This is a genomic window from Pseudomonas sp. PB3P13, assembly GCF_054897735.1.
The window spans coordinates 4,894,794-4,910,551 of sequence record NZ_CM142702.1; the positions used below are offsets into that span (position 1 = coordinate 4,894,794).

16 protein-coding genes are annotated in these 15,758 nt (G+C 59.1%); 6 read left to right on the forward strand and 10 right to left on the reverse strand.

The genetic code is table 11. The features are described from left to right. Window positions 1–68: 68 nt before the first annotated feature. From ACYZT1_RS22650 to coq7, 4 genes are all read left to right on the forward strand, one after another. Window positions 69–1,043 carry a DUF805 domain-containing protein gene (locus tag ACYZT1_RS22650; protein WP_462016769.1) on the forward strand — a complete coding sequence of 325 codons (975 nt, stop codon included), beginning with the start codon at window positions 69–71 and terminating at the stop codon, window positions 1,041–1,043. A 61-nt stretch (window positions 1,044–1,104) separates the two neighbouring features. Beyond that, a complete protein-coding gene (locus tag ACYZT1_RS22655; protein ID WP_462016770.1) occupies window positions 1,105–1,893 on the forward strand; it encodes an SDR family NAD(P)-dependent oxidoreductase in 789 nt (262 codons plus the stop codon). A gap of 83 nt (window positions 1,894–1,976) precedes the next feature. After that, window positions 1,977–2,315 carry a histidine triad nucleotide-binding protein gene (locus ACYZT1_RS22660; RefSeq protein WP_462016771.1) on the forward strand — a complete coding sequence of 113 codons (339 nt, stop codon included), beginning with the start codon at window positions 1,977–1,979 and terminating at the stop codon, window positions 2,313–2,315. A gap of 92 nt (window positions 2,316–2,407) precedes the next feature. Next, window positions 2,408–3,055 (forward strand): 2-polyprenyl-3-methyl-6-methoxy-1,4-benzoquinone monooxygenase, encoded by a 648-nt coding sequence (coq7, locus tag ACYZT1_RS22665; RefSeq protein ID WP_462016772.1) that lies wholly within the window; start codon window positions 2,408–2,410, stop codon window positions 3,053–3,055. 161 nt (window positions 3,056–3,216) lie between these two features. Here coq7 and speD read toward each other — a convergent pair whose 3' ends face one another. After that, window positions 3,217–4,011, reverse strand: coding sequence for an adenosylmethionine decarboxylase (gene speD / locus ACYZT1_RS22670; RefSeq protein WP_150579369.1), 795 nt, complete (start codon window positions 4,009–4,011; stop codon window positions 3,217–3,219). Window positions 4,012–4,249: 238 nt separating this feature from the next. After that, window positions 4,250–4,672: an OsmC family protein gene (locus ACYZT1_RS22675; protein ID WP_462016773.1), complete on the reverse strand. Its 423-nt coding sequence runs from the start codon at window positions 4,670–4,672 to the stop codon at window positions 4,250–4,252. 244 nt (window positions 4,673–4,916) lie between these two features. Here ACYZT1_RS22675 and crp point away from each other — a divergent pair, with 244 nt between their 5' ends. Continuing rightward, entirely contained in the window at window positions 4,917–5,561 is a 645-nt protein-coding gene (crp, locus tag ACYZT1_RS22680; RefSeq protein ID WP_462016774.1) for a cAMP-activated global transcriptional regulator CRP, read from the forward strand. On the opposite strand, the gene ACYZT1_RS22685 is transcribed toward crp, so the two are convergent. From ACYZT1_RS22685 to ACYZT1_RS22700, 4 genes are all read right to left on the reverse strand, one after another. Continuing rightward, complete coding sequence (locus ACYZT1_RS22685) at window positions 5,558–6,259, reverse strand: lipoate--protein ligase family protein (protein ID WP_462016775.1); 702 nt, start codon at window positions 6,257–6,259, stop codon at window positions 5,558–5,560. The two genes, crp and ACYZT1_RS22685, sit on opposite strands and share 4 nt — an antisense overlap. Window positions 6,260–6,388: 129 nt before the next feature. Next, window positions 6,389–7,225: an indole-3-glycerol phosphate synthase TrpC gene (gene trpC, locus ACYZT1_RS22690; RefSeq protein WP_462016776.1), complete on the reverse strand. Its 837-nt coding sequence runs from the start codon at window positions 7,223–7,225 to the stop codon at window positions 6,389–6,391. Then, window positions 7,222–8,271 (reverse strand): anthranilate phosphoribosyltransferase, encoded by a 1,050-nt coding sequence (gene trpD / locus ACYZT1_RS22695; protein ID WP_462016777.1) that lies wholly within the window; start codon window positions 8,269–8,271, stop codon window positions 7,222–7,224. Before trpD ends, trpC begins: the two co-directional genes overlap by 4 nt. A 9-nt stretch (window positions 8,272–8,280) precedes the next feature. Next, window positions 8,281–8,874: an aminodeoxychorismate/anthranilate synthase component II gene (locus ACYZT1_RS22700; protein ID WP_462016778.1), complete on the reverse strand. Its 594-nt coding sequence runs from the start codon at window positions 8,872–8,874 to the stop codon at window positions 8,281–8,283. 405 nt (window positions 8,875–9,279) lie between these two features. Between ACYZT1_RS22700 and estP the strand changes: the two genes are divergently transcribed. After that, a complete protein-coding gene (estP, locus tag ACYZT1_RS22705) occupies window positions 9,280–11,187 on the forward strand; it encodes an esterase EstP (RefSeq protein WP_462016779.1) in 1,908 nt (635 codons plus the stop codon). 164 nt (window positions 11,188–11,351) lie between these two features. On the opposite strand, the gene trpE is transcribed toward estP, so the two are convergent. From trpE to ACYZT1_RS22725, 4 genes are all read right to left on the reverse strand, one after another. Then, window positions 11,352–12,833, reverse strand: a complete 1,482-nt coding sequence (trpE, locus tag ACYZT1_RS22710; protein WP_462016780.1) for an anthranilate synthase component I — start codon at window positions 12,831–12,833, stop codon at window positions 11,352–11,354. A gap of 70 nt (window positions 12,834–12,903) precedes the next feature. Continuing rightward, window positions 12,904–13,722, reverse strand: coding sequence for a phosphoglycolate phosphatase (locus ACYZT1_RS22715; protein ID WP_462016781.1), 819 nt, complete (start codon window positions 13,720–13,722; stop codon window positions 12,904–12,906). After that, window positions 13,719–14,393: a ribulose-phosphate 3-epimerase gene (gene rpe / locus ACYZT1_RS22720; protein WP_462016782.1), complete on the reverse strand. Its 675-nt coding sequence runs from the start codon at window positions 14,391–14,393 to the stop codon at window positions 13,719–13,721. Before rpe ends, ACYZT1_RS22715 begins: the two co-directional genes overlap by 4 nt. Window positions 14,394–14,482: 89 nt before the next feature. Next, a complete protein-coding gene (locus tag ACYZT1_RS22725; RefSeq protein WP_462016783.1) occupies window positions 14,483–15,631 on the reverse strand; it encodes an iron-containing alcohol dehydrogenase in 1,149 nt (382 codons plus the stop codon). Window positions 15,632–15,758: the final 127 nt, after the last annotated feature.

The window sequence follows — 15,758 nt, forward strand, 5'->3', positions numbered from 1 at the left end:
CCAGCCCTTCACGGCTGGCCTTACGACGCCCGTATCTTCATCTGACTACGCGACAAGGGTGCCTCGCAATGAGCGAAAACCGTTACAAGGTCGTCTTCGACGGCGCTCTGCTGCCAGGCGTGGATATCACGACTGCCAAACTCAATCTGGCCGATCTGTTCAAAAGCGACGTCGCCGCCATCGAGCGTTTGTTCAGTGGCCGACCGGTCGCACTCAAGCGCGACTTGTCGCAGGCGGATGCGCAGACCTGTCTTCAGGCCCTGACAAAAACCGGCATCGATGCGCGAATCGAAAGCGAGACTGCTATCGAGCTGAATCTGTCCGATGTGCACGAACACACTGCGCCGGACAATAATCTGTCCGCAGAGCCGGCCTCCCCTTACGCGCCACCGCGCGCCGCCGTCAGCGATACGTTACCGGCGTTTGCTTCGCTCAAGCCGCTCAGCTTTGAAGGTCGAGTCGGTCGCTTGCGCTATCTGGCCTGGACCATGGTGCTGACGCTGGTGACGCTCGGCATTGGCAGTGTATTTGCGATCTTCGGCTTTGCCCTCATCAGCTCGGAATCAACCGCAGGTTTGATTCTGGTGGGCTTACTGGCCTTTATTCTGGTCGTGGTACTCGCGATCGCCAGCGTGCTGTTCATGATCCAGCGGCTGCATGATATAGGGTGGTCCGGCTGGCTGTGGCTGCTGATCGTGGTGCCTTTTGTCGGCAGTATTTTTCCGTTTGTGATCATGGTGGTGCCCGGCAATGCTACCGCCAACCGCTATGGTCCACCTGCTCCGCCCAATACCACGGCGGTGAAAGTACTGGCCGCGCTATGGCTGGTGTTTATCGCTCTCGGACTGATCGGTGGACTGGCTGGTGGCCTCACCGCCATCCAGAGCGAGTATGAAAGTGCCGCCCAAGGCACCTACGAACGTGACTCGGTCACCACCGATGAGATCGAAGATCCAGCTGCCGTGGAAGCAGAACCGGTGCCGGATGCAGTCGAGGATTCAGCCGAAGAAGCCCGGCCACCTGTAGACTCTGCGAAAGAATGAACAGCGCTCCCCGCCCCTGACACTGCGTCGCCGGCGCGGAGCTGTTGCGATGGAGAATTGCATGACCCGTTACGCTCTGATCACCGGTGCCTCCAGCGGCATCGGCCTGGCGATGGCCGAAGCCCTAGCCCGCCGCGGCCGCAGCCTGATTCTGGTGGCCCGACAGCGTGATCAGCTGGAAGGCATTGCCATTGAACTGACCCAACGTTTTGGCGTGGAAGTACTGTTTCGCGCCTGCGATCTCGGCGAACCATTACGCCTGTCCGGGTTTTTGCTGGAGCTGGAAGAAGGCGATCGACAGATCGATTTATTGGTCAACTGCGCCGGCATCGGCACCTGCGGGCCATTCCTGGCGCAGGACTGGATGACCGAGCAAGATCTGATCGAAGTAAACATTCTGGCCCTCACGCGTCTGTGTCACGCCATTGGCAATACGATGGCGCTGCAAGGGGGCGGGCAAATACTGAACGTCGCTTCCATCGCAGCCTTCCAGCCGGGCCCCTGGATGAGCACTTATTACGCAAGCAAAGCCTATGTGCTGCATTTTTCCGAAGCGTTGCGCGTCGAGTTGAAGAAGTGCGCGGTAAAAGTCTCAGTGCTGTGCCCCGGCCCTACCCGGACCGGGTTCCACCGCACGGCACAGCTGAATACTGACAAGCTTGAGAATACCAACCTGATGATGAGCCCCGAGGAAGTTGCGCTCTACACTGTACGCGCGCTGGAAAAAAATCGCGCGATCATCATTCCTGGTCGAGCCAACCGCTGGCGGGCATTCCTGCCGCGAGTCGGCTCACGATGGCTGAACCGGACAATCGCGGGCATGCTGAACAAGGCTCATTGCTCGCGCTGAAGTCTTTAGAGTCACTTAATCCGTGGGCCAGGGCGCGACCGGCAGGTAAACTCAGGCCAGATCAACCAATGGAGAAAACAGCTGTGGATGACGTATTCTGCAAGATCATCAGCGGGGAACTCCCCGCCAAAATCATTTACGAGGACGACCGAATCCTGGCCTTCCACGACAACGCGCCACAGGCGCCGGTGCACTTCCTGGTGATTCCGAAGAAGCATATAGGCACCCTGAACGACCTCACCGAAGACGACAAGGCATTGGCTGGGCATATTCTGTTCACCGCCCAGCGCCTGGCACTTGAACAAGGTTGCGAGAAAGGCTTTCGGCTTGTGATGAACTGCAATGAAGAAGGTGGGCAAACCGTTTATCACATTCACATGCACGTGCTGGGTCAGCGCCAGATGAACTGGCCGCCGGGCTGATCTGCCTCGCTCCTGCTGCGGCATGACCCAGCGCAAACCATCGGCGGCCTGTTGAGTTAAACTGGCCGCCGAGATTTTTCCCGGAGGTCAGCATGACTACCCAGCGTCACTATTCGCCCATTGACCGTCTTCTGCTGCAAGCCGATGCTGCAATGCGCACCCTGCTGCCTTCCAGTGGTCAACCGTATCGCCCGTCGCCGGCCATCGTGCTGCCGGAAGTGCAAATGAGCGACGAAGACACGCGCCATGTCGCCGGTCTGATGCGCATCAACCATACCGGCGAAGTCTGTGCCCAGGCTCTTTATCAGGGTCAGGCGCTGACGGCCAGGTTGCCGCAAGTGCGCGCCGCCATGGAACATGCCGCCGAAGAAGAAATCGACCATCTGGTCTGGTGCGAGCAACGCATCCATCAGCTGGGCAGCCATACCAGCATCCTCAATCCGCTGTTCTATGGCATGTCTTTCGGGATTGGCGCCGTGGCCGGGCTGATCAGCGACAAGGTCAGTCTGGGTTTTGTCGCGGCGACCGAACATCAAGTCTGCAAACACCTGAACGAGCACCTCGAACAGTTGCCAGCCGAAGACGAGAAGTCCAGGGCGATTCTCGAGCAGATGCGAATTGATGAAGAACATCACGCTGAAAGTGCACTGGATGCGGGCGGATTTCGTTTTCCGGCGCCGGTACGCTTCGGCATGAGTCTGTTGGCCAAGGTCATGACCAAGAGTACTTATCGGATCTGACCTTTGGGAGCGGGCTTGCTCGCGAAAGCGGTGGGTCAGTCAGCAATGACAGCGACTGACACAAAGCCTTCGCGGGCAAGCCTTGCTCCCACTGATTTTGACGACAGACATGAAAAAGGCGACTGCCGTGAGGGAGTCGCCTTTTCTGTGCCCGGAGAATCTTAGGTCGGCATGTTGCGCGCGTAGAAGATTTCGAGCATTTCGTGTTTAACGCGATCAGTCACTTGGGCACGTTGCTCAGTGGACAGGTTATTGGTCGCGTCACCGAACAGGTAGTTATCCAGTTCGAAGTTTTTCAGCAGCATTTTGGTGTGGAACAGGTTTTCCTGGTACACGTTCACGTCGGTCATCTGGTACGCGTCGCGGGTGTCTTCGGAGAGGTAGTTCTGGATCGAGTTGATCTCGTGGTCGATGAAGTGCTTTTTGCCTTCAACGTCACGGGTGAAACCGCGCACACGGTAATCCACGGTCACGATGTCCGAATCGAACTGATGAATCAGGAAGTTGAGCGCTTTAAGCGGTGAAATGACGCCACAGGTCGAGACATCAATGTCCACACGGAATGTTGCAATACCGTCCACCGGATGGATTTCCGGGTAGGTGTGCACCGTGATGTGGCTCTTGTCGAGGTGGGCCAGGATAATTTCTGGCAGCGGGCCCGGCGATTCTTCGATCTGGCTGTCGGTCGGGGTCACCGGCTCTTCAGAGATCAGAATCGTGACGCTGGCACCTTGCGGATCGTAGTCCTGACTGGCGATGTTCAGGATGTTGGCACCAATGATATCGACAACTTCCGTGAGGATCTGCGTCAGGCGTTTCGCGTTGTACTCTTCATTGATGTACTCGACGTAGGCCTGCTGGTCTTGCGGGGTTTCCGCATAGCAGATGTCATAGATGTTGAAGCTCAAGGTCTTTGTCAGGTTATTGAACCCGTGGAGCTTGAGTTTGCTTTTCACCGTTAAAAACTCTCTATGTATTGCGGCCCGGCCGCGTGATCAAGCATGCCCGTCAGATGCGAACGACGCACCTGCGTAGGACGGTTAACACCTCTTCGCGATGGCGATTTTGGTTGTCTGTCCGGGTGCGAGGCCTGTCGGTAGACCGACCACTACCCTGAAAAAAGTGGCGCATTATGCAGACGTCAGCGTGGGATCGCCAGAGTCTGCACTGCTTTTATGATAGTTGAATGTCGATTCAACCGAGTTCGACGATTTCATAGCCGTGGGTAATCTCGACACCGGCCGCGCCGAGCATGATCGACGCCGAGCAGTACTTCTCGGCGGACAGCTCGATGGCACGCTTGACCTGGGCTTCTTTCAGGCCCCGACCTTTGACCACGAAGTGCATATGGATCCTGGTGAAGACCTTTGGATCCTCGGTCGCGCGCTCGGCTTCCAGGAAGGCTTCGCAGCTCTCCACCGCCTGACGGGACTTTTTGAGGATGCTGACCACATCGAAATTGCTGCAACCGCCCACGCCCAGCAGGAGCATTTCCATCGGCCGGACACCCAGGTTGCGACCACCGGACTCGGGCGGACCATCCATGACCACGACATGACCGCTGCCGGATTCGCCCAGAAACATGGCTTCGCCAGCCCATTGGATGCGTGCCTTCATCGCCAAGACTCCACTGTATAAAAAAGGGTCGCCAGCTTAGCACAGGGCCTTCTCTGGACAGGTCTCGGCTTGCCGGGACATATCCGTCTGCAGTGTAAGGTAAATGCTCGAATGTTGCAGGACGTGTCTGGTAAGCTGACGCCAATTCGCTGGCGCATAGCCAAACTTGGCGAACTGTCCCACAGCATTCGCCAGCAACCACAAAAAATATCAAATACACCGTGCAGTCTTTTCGGGATACAACATGGTTGCTATTGCCCCAACACCCAAAATCAAAAATCTCGACAAGCTGTTGATGCATTGCCAGCGCCGCCGTTACGCGGCCAAGAGCAACATCATCAGCGCCGGCGATCGCTCGGAAACGCTGTTCTTCATCATCAAGGGCTCCGTCACTGTCCTCATTGAAGACGATGATGGCCGTGAAATGGTCGTGGCTTACCTGAACTCCGGGGATTTTTTTGGCGAACTGGGGCTGTTTGAGCAGGCAGGTCACGAACAGCAGCGCAGCGCCGGGGTGCGAACGAAAATTGAGTCCGAAGTTGCCGAAATCAGCTACGCGAAATTTCGCGAACTGTCCCTGCAAGACCCAGACATTCTTTACGTCCTCAGCGGACAAATCGCACAACGCCTGCGCAACACCACGCGCAAGGTCGGTGATCTGGCGTTCTTCGACGTCACCGGGCGTGTCGCCCGCTGTCTGTTGGAGTTGTGCAAACAGCCGGACGCCATGACGCACCCCGACGGGATGCAGATCAAGGTAACGCGTCAGGAAATCGGGCGGATTGTCGGGTGCTCGCGGGAAATGGTCGGCCGGGTGCTCAAGGATCTGGAAGAGCGCAACCTGGTGAACGTCAAAGGCAAGACCATGGTGGTCTTCGGTACCCGTTAAACCCCGAACATCTGCGCCAGCAGTTGCCGGTACAACGCGTCGAGCCGCTCAAGTGCATCCGCGGCGCTGAATTTTTCATGCAGGGCGATATGGCTCTCGGCGCGAACCCGCTGTTCAAGACCGCAGGCCTCATTGAAGCGGTTGACGGCCGCGACCATCGACTCGCGCTCGTTCTCGAGCAGCATGGCACCGTGGACCAAGCCTACTGGCCGCGTACCACCCTTGCTTTGGCGCCAGCGCTGGGCGGTGCCAACCATCTTGCGGCCGTCGAGGTTGACGTTGAAACGGCCATCGCAGAATGCGCCTTCAACTTCGCCCAGTGACGACACGCCGCCCAGCTCATCGAGCAACTGGCAGATCGGATCGCAGAGTCGGCGGTAGGCGTTTTCGATGCGGTTCTGATCGCCCTCCCAGCGTGGGGGGGCGTAGACCAGAGCGATGTTGAGGGTTGATGCTGATTGCGGAACGGGCTCTCCGCCGGTTTCGCGCAGCAGTACCGGCCAGCCGGCGGCCGCGGATACTTCGCATGCGGCGTCGAAATCAGGCAGACGATTCAGCCGGCGCGGCATGACCAAGGCGCGGTCGCTGGGTTGCCAGAACAGCAGACCGAAATCCGCGTCACCGGTGCAGACGTGAGCCAGCAGATCCTGTTCGGCTTGCAGGCCGGCTTCGATGGTGAGGCTGGTCGGCTGGGGCATGGATTGTTCCGCACGGTATGAACATTGGGTGAATATGAAGGCCTCTTCGCGAGCAAGCCCGCTCTCACATTAGTCCGCGGGTTAATGTGAGAGCGGGCTTGCTCGCGAAGGCCGCACTGCGGTTTATATTCAATCGAGTGTAGAGCCACTCACCAAAACACCACGCTCCGGGAAGAACAAACGCTGCAATTCGGTGCCCGGGTTTTCAGCGCGCATGAATGCCTCCCCCACCAGAAACGCATACACGTCGCTGATCTCCATCAACTCAACGTCAGCCCGATTAAGAATGCCGCTTTCAGTGATAACCAGACGATCACGCGGAATACGCGGCAACAGATCCAGCGTGGTTTCCAGGTTGACGTCAAACGTGTGCAAATTACGGTTGTTGATACCCACCAGCGGCGTATCGAGGGTTTTCAGCGCCCGTTCCAGTTCGTCACCGTCGTGCACCTCCACCAGCACATCAAGGCCAACGCTTTTCGCCACGGCGGCCAGCTCGGCCATTTTCGCATCGTCCAGCGCAGAGACGATCAGCAACACACAGTCCGCGCCCAGCGCTCGGGCTTCGACGATCTGGTACGGATCGATCATGAAATCCTTGCGGATCACCGGCAGCATGCAGGCGGCCCGTGCTTGCTGCAGGTACGCGTCGGCTCCCTGAAAGTAATCGATATCGGTCAGCACCGACAAGCAGGTCGCGCCGCCCTTCTCATAGCTTTTGGCGATCTCGGCAGGAACGAAGTTCTCGCGGATCACACCTTTGCTCGGCGATGCTTTTTTGATTTCCGCAATGACCGCCGGCTCTTTCAGCTTCGCCTGTTCGATCAATGCCTTGGCAAAGCCACGGGGTGCATCGGCCGCCTTCGCCAGACTTTCCAGTTCGGCAAGGCTCACACGAGCGCTGCGCTCGGCGACTTCTTCAACTTTGCGCGCCAGAATTTTTTCCAGAACCGTCGGTACACTCATCCCTCATTCTCCACTCTGAATACCGCGGTAAATGCACCCAGCTCCTCGAGCTTTTCCCGAGCGAGGCCGGTGTGCAGCGCGTCGTGCGCCAGGGCAACGCCCTCTTTCAAACTGGTCGCCAGGTCGGCGGCGTACAGGGCCGCACCGGCATTGAGCATGATCATTTCGGCAGCCTTCTGACCGTTTTCGGTCTTGCGTTTGCCGAGGGCATCGCGAATCAGCGCAAGCGAGGCTGCCGGGCTTTCCACCGACAGACCGTGCAGGCTCTGGCTCTTCATGCCGAGGTCTTCGGGCTCGACCCAATACTCGGTGACCTGGTCATTCTTCAATTCCGCGACAAAGGTCGGCGCTGCCAGACTGAATTCGTCGAGGCCGTCCTTGGAGTGCACCACCAACACATGTTTGCTGCCCAAACGCTGCAAGACTTCGGCCAATGGCCGGCACAACGCCTGACTGAAAACGCCCACCACCTGATGCTTCACGCCGGCCGGATTCGTAAGCGGGCCGAGCATGTTGAACAAGGTGCGCAGACCCAGCTCGCGGCGTGGGCCGGCGGCGTGTTTCATTGCGCTGTGATGAGTCTGGGCGAACATGAAACCGATGCCGACGTTGTCGATGCAACGCGCGACCTGGACCGGCGTCAGGTTCAGATAAATACCGGCTGCTTCAAGCAGGTCGGCACTGCCACTTTTACCCGAGACCGCACGGTTGCCGTGTTTGGCCACGGTGCAACCGGCAGCCGCCACTACAAACGAAGAAGCGGTCGAGACGTTGAAGATGTTCGCACCGTCGCCGCCGGTGCCGACCACGTCGACTACGCCATCAAGCGTTTTCAGTTCGACCTTGTCCGCCAGCTCACGCATGACCGACACAGCGCCGACAATTTCGTCGATGCTTTCGCTCTTCATGCGCATGGCCATCATGAACGCGCCAATCTGCGCGTCGGAGCATTGCCCGGTCATGATTTCGCGCATCACATCGCGCATTTCATCGGTGCTGAGGTCGAGGTGATCGACGATACGGCTCAGGGCTGTCTTGATATTCATTGAGAGTCCTTAGCGCGTGCCGCCGGTTTGTTTGAGGAAGTTGGCGAACAGCTCGTGGCCCTGTTCGGTGAGGATAGACTCGGGGTGGAATTGCACACCTTCGATGTTCAGCGTCTTGTGGCGCAGCCCCATGATCTCATCGACAGTGCCGTCTTCGTACTGAGTCCAGGCCGTCAGCTCCAGACAGTCCGGCAGAGTCTCGCGCTTTACGACCAACGAGTGATAGCGCGTAACCGTGAGCGGATGATTCAGCCCTTCGAACACGCCTTTGTCTTCGTGGAAAACCGGGCTGGTCTTGCCGTGCATGACCTGGCGGGCACGGACCACATCGCCGCCAAAGGCCTGGCCAATCGATTGATGACCCAGGCAGACGCCGAGAATCGGCAGCTTGCCGCCGAAGTGCTTGATCACGTCGATCGAGACGCCGGCTTCGTTCGGTGTGCACGGGCCGGGGGAAACGACAATCCGCTCGGGGTTGAGGGCTTCGATTTCGGCGACGGTGAGTTCATCGTTGCGCACGACTTTGACCTGGGAGCCAAGCTCACCGAGGTACTGCACAACGTTATAAGTAAAAGAGTCGTAGTTATCGATCATCAGCAACATGGCGTTAAGAACCTCTTGAATTCACTGATTTCAGTTCAGCCTTCGGATGCGCTACCCGCAGCGTCCTGCACTTCGTCGGTCGCTGGAATCGCGCCTCAAAGCGGTTTGTCTTGCGGGTAAAGAAGGCCAAGCGATGAAAATCCGGCGGGGCCGGCAGAAGGATTCAGGCGCGCCAACGCCAGCGGGCGTGTGCCTTGATGACTTGATCCAGAAGTTTGCTGACGATCAACACGGGGAAGGTCTCATTTATGCGTCCGGGCACAGTAACTTAGCTGGGCGGAGCGTGCAATATGGGCGATTGAAGCGCGTCTGACATTCCAACAGGTTCGCGCTAAACGGGAACACGCTCTATAGTTTTTGGCACTGTCGTTTCACTCACTAAAAACAATAACAACGGATTTGCCCATGCTCAGACAGACACTGGCTGTACCGCTTGCCGGCTGCTTGCTCGCCATGGCCTGCTCTCAGGCAATTGCAGCACCCGCCCCCTACTCGAACTTCATCGTATTTGGCGACAGCCTGAACGATGCCGGGCAGTTTACGGACATCGGCGGACCACCGGGCTCGACCCTGCGTTTCACCAACCGTACCGGGCCGCTGTATCAGGATGGCAGCGGTGAAGTGTTTTCCGCCAACTCCACGCAATTGTTGGGCGGCAGGCTTGGCTTTTCGGCAGACCAGACTGCCGCATCAACGTCGGCGGCACGTGCCGCCCAAGGCTTGCCGGACGGTAATAACTGGGCCGTTGGCGGTTACCGCACCGACCAGATACTGACGTCGATCACTGCCGCTTCCGCCACCGGCGAACGTGCGCGCCCGGGCTATCTGCCGAGCAACGGTTTTCGCGCCGATCCAAATGCTCTTTATTACCTGTCTGGAGGGGGCAACGATTTTCTTCAGGGTCGGGTGCAAAGCGGCGCACAGGCCAACGCCGCGGCGGACCGACTGGCCGACAGTGTGCAAGTCCTGCAAACCGCCGGTGCCCGCTATGTCATGGTCTGGCTGCTGCCGGACCTGGGCCTGACCCCGGCCATCAATGGCACGCCCCTGCAGGCAGGCACCTCACAGCTGAGTGCGGCCTTCAACCGGCAACTGGTCACCCGGCTGGCAGGAATCGATGCCGAAATCATACCGCTGAACGTGCCGCTTTTATTGCAGGAAACCTTTGCTGACCCGGCGCGATTCGGCCTGGCTGCCGGCCAGAACCTGATTGGCACCTGTTTCAACGGAGACGGTTGCGTCGAAAATCCGCTGTATGGCATCAACAGCGCCACGCCGGATCCGAGCAAACTGGTTTACAACGACGGCGTGCACCCGACCGAATCCGGGCAGAGGCTGGTTGCCGATTACGCCTATTCCTTACTGGCAGCGCCGTGGGAACTGACGTTGTTACCGGAAATGGCCCACGCCACATTGCGTGCGCACCAGGATGAGTTGCGCAGCCAATGGCAATCGGACTGGGAGGACTGGCAGGCCATCGGCCAATGGCGGGCGATTGTCGCCGGTGGCGGGCAGCATTTGGATATCGACAGCCAAGGCAGCGGCGCCAGCGCTGATGGCAATGGCGCCAACGTGAACATCGGTGGCAGCTACCGTCTCAATGAAGCCTGGCGCGTGGGTATCGCGGCGGGCTTTTACCGGCAGAACCTGGAAGCCGGCAGTAACGATTCAGATTACAAACTCAACAGCTATCTGGCGACCGCGTTTGCCCAGTTTCAACAGAATCGCTGGTGGGCCGATGCCGCGTTGACCGGCGGAAAGCTGGACTACGACAACCTCAAGCGCAAGTTTGACCTTGGCCCCGGCGAGGGTGCAGAGAAAGGCGACACCGATGGTCATCTGTGGGCGTTCAGCACTCGGCTGGGTTATGACATTGCACAACCGGGCAGCGACTGGCATCTGTCGCCGTTCATCAGTGCCGACTACGCAAAGGTGGAAGTCGACGGTTATTCGGAAAACAGCAACCGCTCCACGGCGCTGAGCTTTGACGATCAGCAGCGAGATTCAAAACGGTTGGGCGCAGGACTGCAGGGCAAATACCAGATTACCCCGCAGACTCAGGTGTTTGGCGAGTACGCCCACGAGCGGGAATATGAGGATGACAGGCAGAAAGTGAACATCGCGCTCAATAGCCTGCCTTCCCTCGATTTCACACTGGACGGTTATACCCCGCAAAGTCATTTGAATCGGGTGAGCCTGGGGATCAGCCACAAGTTGACGGCCGACCTGGCACTGCGTGGCGGTTATACGCTGCGCAAGGATGATGATTTTACTCAGCAGGGCATAAACGTAGGCGTTGCGCTGGATTTCTGAATTGCGGGTATAAAAAAACGCGGCGCCCTCGCAGGTGCCGCGTTTTTATGTGCTGATGAAGTCCCTGTGGGAGCGAGCTTGCTCGCGATGAGAGCATCACCGTCAACATTGATGTTGCCTGACCACGGGGGCAAGCCCCCTCGCCACAGGGGCTCGCTGCGAGCTCAAGCGTCCGGGGTTTGCTCGGCCAGCGCCACGGCGCGGAACATCGCGCGGCGTTTGTTCAGGGTTTCTTCCCATTCCAGGGCCGGCACCGAGTCGGCAACGATGCCGCCACCCGCCTGCACGTGCAGTTCGCCGTTCTTGATCACTGCCGTGCGGATTGCAATCGCGGTGTCCATGTTGCCGTTCCACGCGAAGTAGCCGACCGCTCCACCGTAGACGCCGCGCTTGACCGGTTCCAGTTCGTCGATGATTTCCATCGCGCGGATTTTCGGCGCACCGGACAAGGTGCCTGCCGGCAGAATCGCGCGCAGCGCGTCCATCGCGGTCAGCCCGGCTTTCAGTTGCCCGGTGACGTTGGAAACGATGTGCATCACATTGGAATAGCGCTCGATGACCATTTTCTCGGTGAGCTTCACCGAACCGATTTCGGAAACACGACCGGTGTCGTTGCGGCCCAGATCGATGAGCATCAGGTGCTCGGCGATTTCCTTGTCGTCGGACAGCAGGTCTTTTTCCAGCGCTACATCAGCTTCTTCGTTGGCCCCACGTGGACGGGTGCCGGCAATCGGGCGCACGGTGATCAGGTTGTCCTCGACGCGCACCAGCACTTCCGGCGAGCTGCCGACAACGTGGAAGTCGCCGAAGTTGAAGAAGTACATGTAAGGCGTCGGATTGAAACAACGCAGCGCCCGGTACAGATCGATCGGAGCAGCCTTGAAGTCGATCGACATGCGCTGGGACGGTACGACCTGCATGCAGTCGCCGGCGAGGATGTATTGCTTGATGGTGTCGACGGCTTTTTCGTAATCGCTCTGCGTGAAGCTCGAACGGAACACCGGGTCAGCGGCTTGCTGCTTGCTGAAATCCAGACCCCGGCGCGGCGTGATCGGCTGGCGCAGCTGCTCCAGCAGTGCTTCCAGTCGCGCCTGACCTTGCTCGAACGCATCGTCCTGCGACGGGTCGGCGAGCACGATCGCATGCATCTTGCCGGCGAGGTTGTCGAACACCACCACGGCGTCGGACACCATCAGCAGAATGTCTGGCACGCCCAGCGGATCCGGGTTCGGGCATTTGCCCAGACGCTTTTCCACATAGCGCACACAGTCGTAACCGAAATAACCCACCAGACCGCCATTGAAGCGCGGCAGGCCCGGGATGGTCGGCACGTTGTAGCGAGCCTTGAAGGCTTCGACAAACGCCAGCGGATCTTCGACGTCGTGGCTTTCGATCTCGATGCCGTCGTGGGTCACGCTGACGTGATGATCATGAACCCGCAACACGGTGCGGCACGGCAGACCGATGATCGAATATCGGCCCCACTTCTCCCCGCCCTGTACCGATTCGAGCAGGTAGGAGTTCGGCTTGTCCGCCAGTTTCAGATAGATCGACAGCGGCGTGTCGAAGTCGGCCAGGGTTTCGCAGGCAAGCGGGACACGGTTGTAGCCGGCAGCGGCCAATCGCAGGAATTCTTCGCGGATCATGGGTAGCCTCGTGGCTTGAGGTTGTAACAGTCAGGTATGCAAACGCGCCGGGATGCCGGCCAGGATCAAGTCAGGCGCGCCAACGCCAGCGGGCCAGGGCCTTGATGACTTTCATCCAGAGTTTGCGAGTGACCACCACGATGGCGTTTCCAGAATAGGGTTGAGTAGCGTCGGGCAACGTTATCCCAGAGGCCAGATCCAGGCAACCGGGAATTAGTTTGCGCAAATCGTCGATCACCAGCGCCGGCGATTCTTCGGCGATGGGCCGGCCATGGTTGTAGCCATAACTGAGGGCCACGCATTTAACCCCCGCCGCTTTCGCTGCCAGCACATCGCTGCGCGAGTCGCCGACGAACAAGGATTGCGAGGCGGGAATGTTGGCCATTTTCATCACGAAGAACAGCGCGGCCGGATCAGGTTTTTTCTGCGGCAGGGTGTCGCCACCGATGATCCATTTGAAGTAACGGCCGATTTTCATCTGATCCAGCAGCGGTGCAACGAAGCGTTCCGGCTTGTTGGTGATCAGCGCCATCGCAACCCCTTGCTTGCTCAACCATTTCAAGGTGTCGCGCACGCCAGGGTAAACGACCGTCAGGTTATGGTTTTCGCTGTAAGCCTCCATGAAGATGTCCAGTGCGGCTTGTGCTTCAACGTCATCGACCGTGGAATGCTCGATGCCGCCCGCCAGCGCCCGGCGAACCAGGACCGGCGCGCCGTTGCCGACCCACTCGCGCACTGAAGCGAGACCGGCGGGCGCACGGCCGAGTTTGAGCAGCATGTTATCCACAGCCGCCGCAAGGTCCGGGACCGAGTCGATCAGCGTGCCATCCAGATCGAACATCACCAGACGCGGCAAGCGCCCCGGGAACAGTTGCTCAAAGCCGCTCATGAGCGCGCCAGCGCCAGCTCGGAACGCATCTTCTCGATCACTTCCTGGTAGTTCGGTGCGTTGAAGATGGCGGAACCGGCGACAAAGGTGTCGGCGCCAGCCGCGGCGATTTCACGAATATTGTTCACGTTCACGCCGCCGTCGATTTCCAGGCGAATGTCACGCCCGGACGCATCGATCAAAGCCCGCGCCTCACGCAACTTGTCGAGGGTACCGGGGATGAATTTCTGCCCGCCGAAGCCAGGGTTGACACTCATCAGCAGAATCATGTCGACCTTGTCCATCACGTACTTGAGCACGTCCAGCGGGGTCGCCGGGTTGAACACCAGGCCGGATTTGCAGCCGCCTTCACGGATCAGTTGCAGGGAACGGTCGACGTGCAGCGTGGCTTCCGGGTGGAAGGTGATGTAGGTCGCGCCGGCTTCGATGAAGTCGCCGACGATGCGGTCCACCGGGCTGACCATCAGATGGGCGTCGATGGGCGCGGTGACGCCATATTTGCGCAGCGCCGCACACACCATCGGGCCGATGGTCAGGTTTGGTACGTAATGGTTGTCCATGACATCGAAGTGCACGAAGTCGGCGCCGGCGGCCAGGACGTTGTCCACTTCTTCACCCAAGCGGGCGAAGTCGGCAGAGAGTATCGACGGAGCAATGACGAAGGGCTGCATGACGCACCTTTTTTGAACAGAATTACGATGGCGCGCATTGTATACCTCATGCTTTGGCGCGCGCACCGTGACTGCGATGATTAGTCTGACTAGTAGGCCGCCCGGTAGATCTTCTCGATATCGGCGGCGCTCAGTTTGCGCGGGTTGTTGCGCATCAGGCGCTCGATTCCCGCCGCCTCTGCCGCCATGGCCGGGATCGCTTCTTCGGGCACGTTGAAGCTGCGCAGGCCGCGCGGGATTTCCACGGCGGCGCAGAGTGCGGTCATCGCTTCGACGGCTTTGTCGGCTGCTTCACTGACACTCAGATGCGCGGTCTTCACGCCCATCGCTTCGGCAATGTCCTGCATGCGCTCGACGCAGGCCATCTTGTTCCAGGTCATGACGTAGGGCAGCAACAACGCGTTGCTGACACCGTGGGCAATATTGAAGCGCCCGCCCAATGGATACGCCAACGCGTGTACCGCGCCAACCCCGGCATTGCCGAACGCCATACCGGCCATGAGGCTGGCGGTGGCCATGTCTTCGCGCGCTTGCAGGTGGGACGGATTGGCATAGGCCTTGGGCAACGCCTTGGCGATGAGTTTGATGGCGTCGATGGCCAGCGCATCGGTGATCGGCGAGGCGTTGACCGACAGGTAGGATTCGATGGCGTGCACCAGGGCATCGACACCACTCGCCGCCGTGACACTGCGCGGACAGGTCAGGGTCATTTGCGGGCTGACCAGCGCGACGTCCGGCAGCAGGTAGTCGCTGACGATGCCTTTCTTCAACTGCGCGGCCTTGTCGGAGAGGATCGCGACGTTGGTGACTTCAGAGCCGGTGCCGGCGGTGGTCGGGATAGCGATCAGCGGCGGGCCTTTGCGCGGCACTTGATCGACGCCGAACAGATCTTCCAGCGCGCCGTGGTACCCAGCATACGCGGCAACACTTTTGGCAATGTCGATTGCACTGCCGCCGCCCAGACCGATCAAACCGTCATGCCCGCCGTCGCGGTAGACGCGCATGCAATCTTCGACAATGGCGATTTCCGGGTCGGGCAGGACGCGGTCGAATATCTCGTAGCTGCGCCCACCCAACTGCGCCAACGCCAGTTCGACCGTGCCGGATTTCACCAGTGCGGCATCGGTGACGATCAGCGGGTGATCGATGTCGAGGCGGGTGAGTTCAGCGGCGAGTTGCTCGATGGCAGCGGCGCCGGTGATCAGTTTGTGAGCGATTTTGAAAGAGGAAAGACCCATGGTGCGCAGCCTCTTATAGATAGGGGAGCTGGGCACAATAGTAGCTGGGGATTTTGGGTTGTCTTGTATTCAGGGGGTGAATGACTGCTCGCAGCCAACACCTGTCCCTGTGGGCGAGCCTGCTCGC

Coding starts and splice junctions, on each gene's coding strand:
- coq7 (WP_462016772.1), top strand. CDS start 2,408: ATGACTACCCAGCGTCACTATTCGCCCATTGACCGTCTTCTGCTGCAA.
- ACYZT1_RS22725 (WP_462016783.1), bottom strand. CDS start 15,631: ATGGGTCTTTCCTCTTTCAAAATCGCTCACAAACTGATCACCGGCGCC.
- estP (WP_462016779.1), top strand. CDS start 9,280: ATGCTCAGACAGACACTGGCTGTACCGCTTGCCGGCTGCTTGCTCGCC.
- ACYZT1_RS22685 (WP_462016775.1), bottom strand. CDS start 6,259: ATGCCCCAGCCGACCAGCCTCACCATCGAAGCCGGCCTGCAAGCCGAA.
- trpC (WP_462016776.1), bottom strand. CDS start 7,225: ATGAGTGTACCGACGGTTCTGGAAAAAATTCTGGCGCGCAAAGTTGAA.
- ACYZT1_RS22675 (WP_462016773.1), bottom strand. CDS start 4,672: ATGAAGGCACGCATCCAATGGGCTGGCGAAGCCATGTTTCTGGGCGAA.
- ACYZT1_RS22655 (WP_462016770.1), top strand. CDS start 1,105: ATGACCCGTTACGCTCTGATCACCGGTGCCTCCAGCGGCATCGGCCTG.
- ACYZT1_RS22715 (WP_462016781.1), bottom strand. CDS start 13,722: ATGAGCGGCTTTGAGCAACTGTTCCCGGGGCGCTTGCCGCGTCTGGTG.
- crp (WP_462016774.1), top strand. CDS start 4,917: ATGGTTGCTATTGCCCCAACACCCAAAATCAAAAATCTCGACAAGCTG.
- trpE (WP_462016780.1), bottom strand. CDS start 12,833: ATGATCCGCGAAGAATTCCTGCGATTGGCCGCTGCCGGCTACAACCGT.
- ACYZT1_RS22650 (WP_462016769.1), top strand. CDS start 69: ATGAGCGAAAACCGTTACAAGGTCGTCTTCGACGGCGCTCTGCTGCCA.
- ACYZT1_RS22700 (WP_462016778.1), bottom strand. CDS start 8,874: ATGTTGCTGATGATCGATAACTACGACTCTTTTACTTATAACGTTGTG.
- trpD (WP_462016777.1), bottom strand. CDS start 8,271: ATGAATATCAAGACAGCCCTGAGCCGTATCGTCGATCACCTCGACCTC.
- rpe (WP_462016782.1), bottom strand. CDS start 14,393: ATGCAGCCCTTCGTCATTGCTCCGTCGATACTCTCTGCCGACTTCGCC.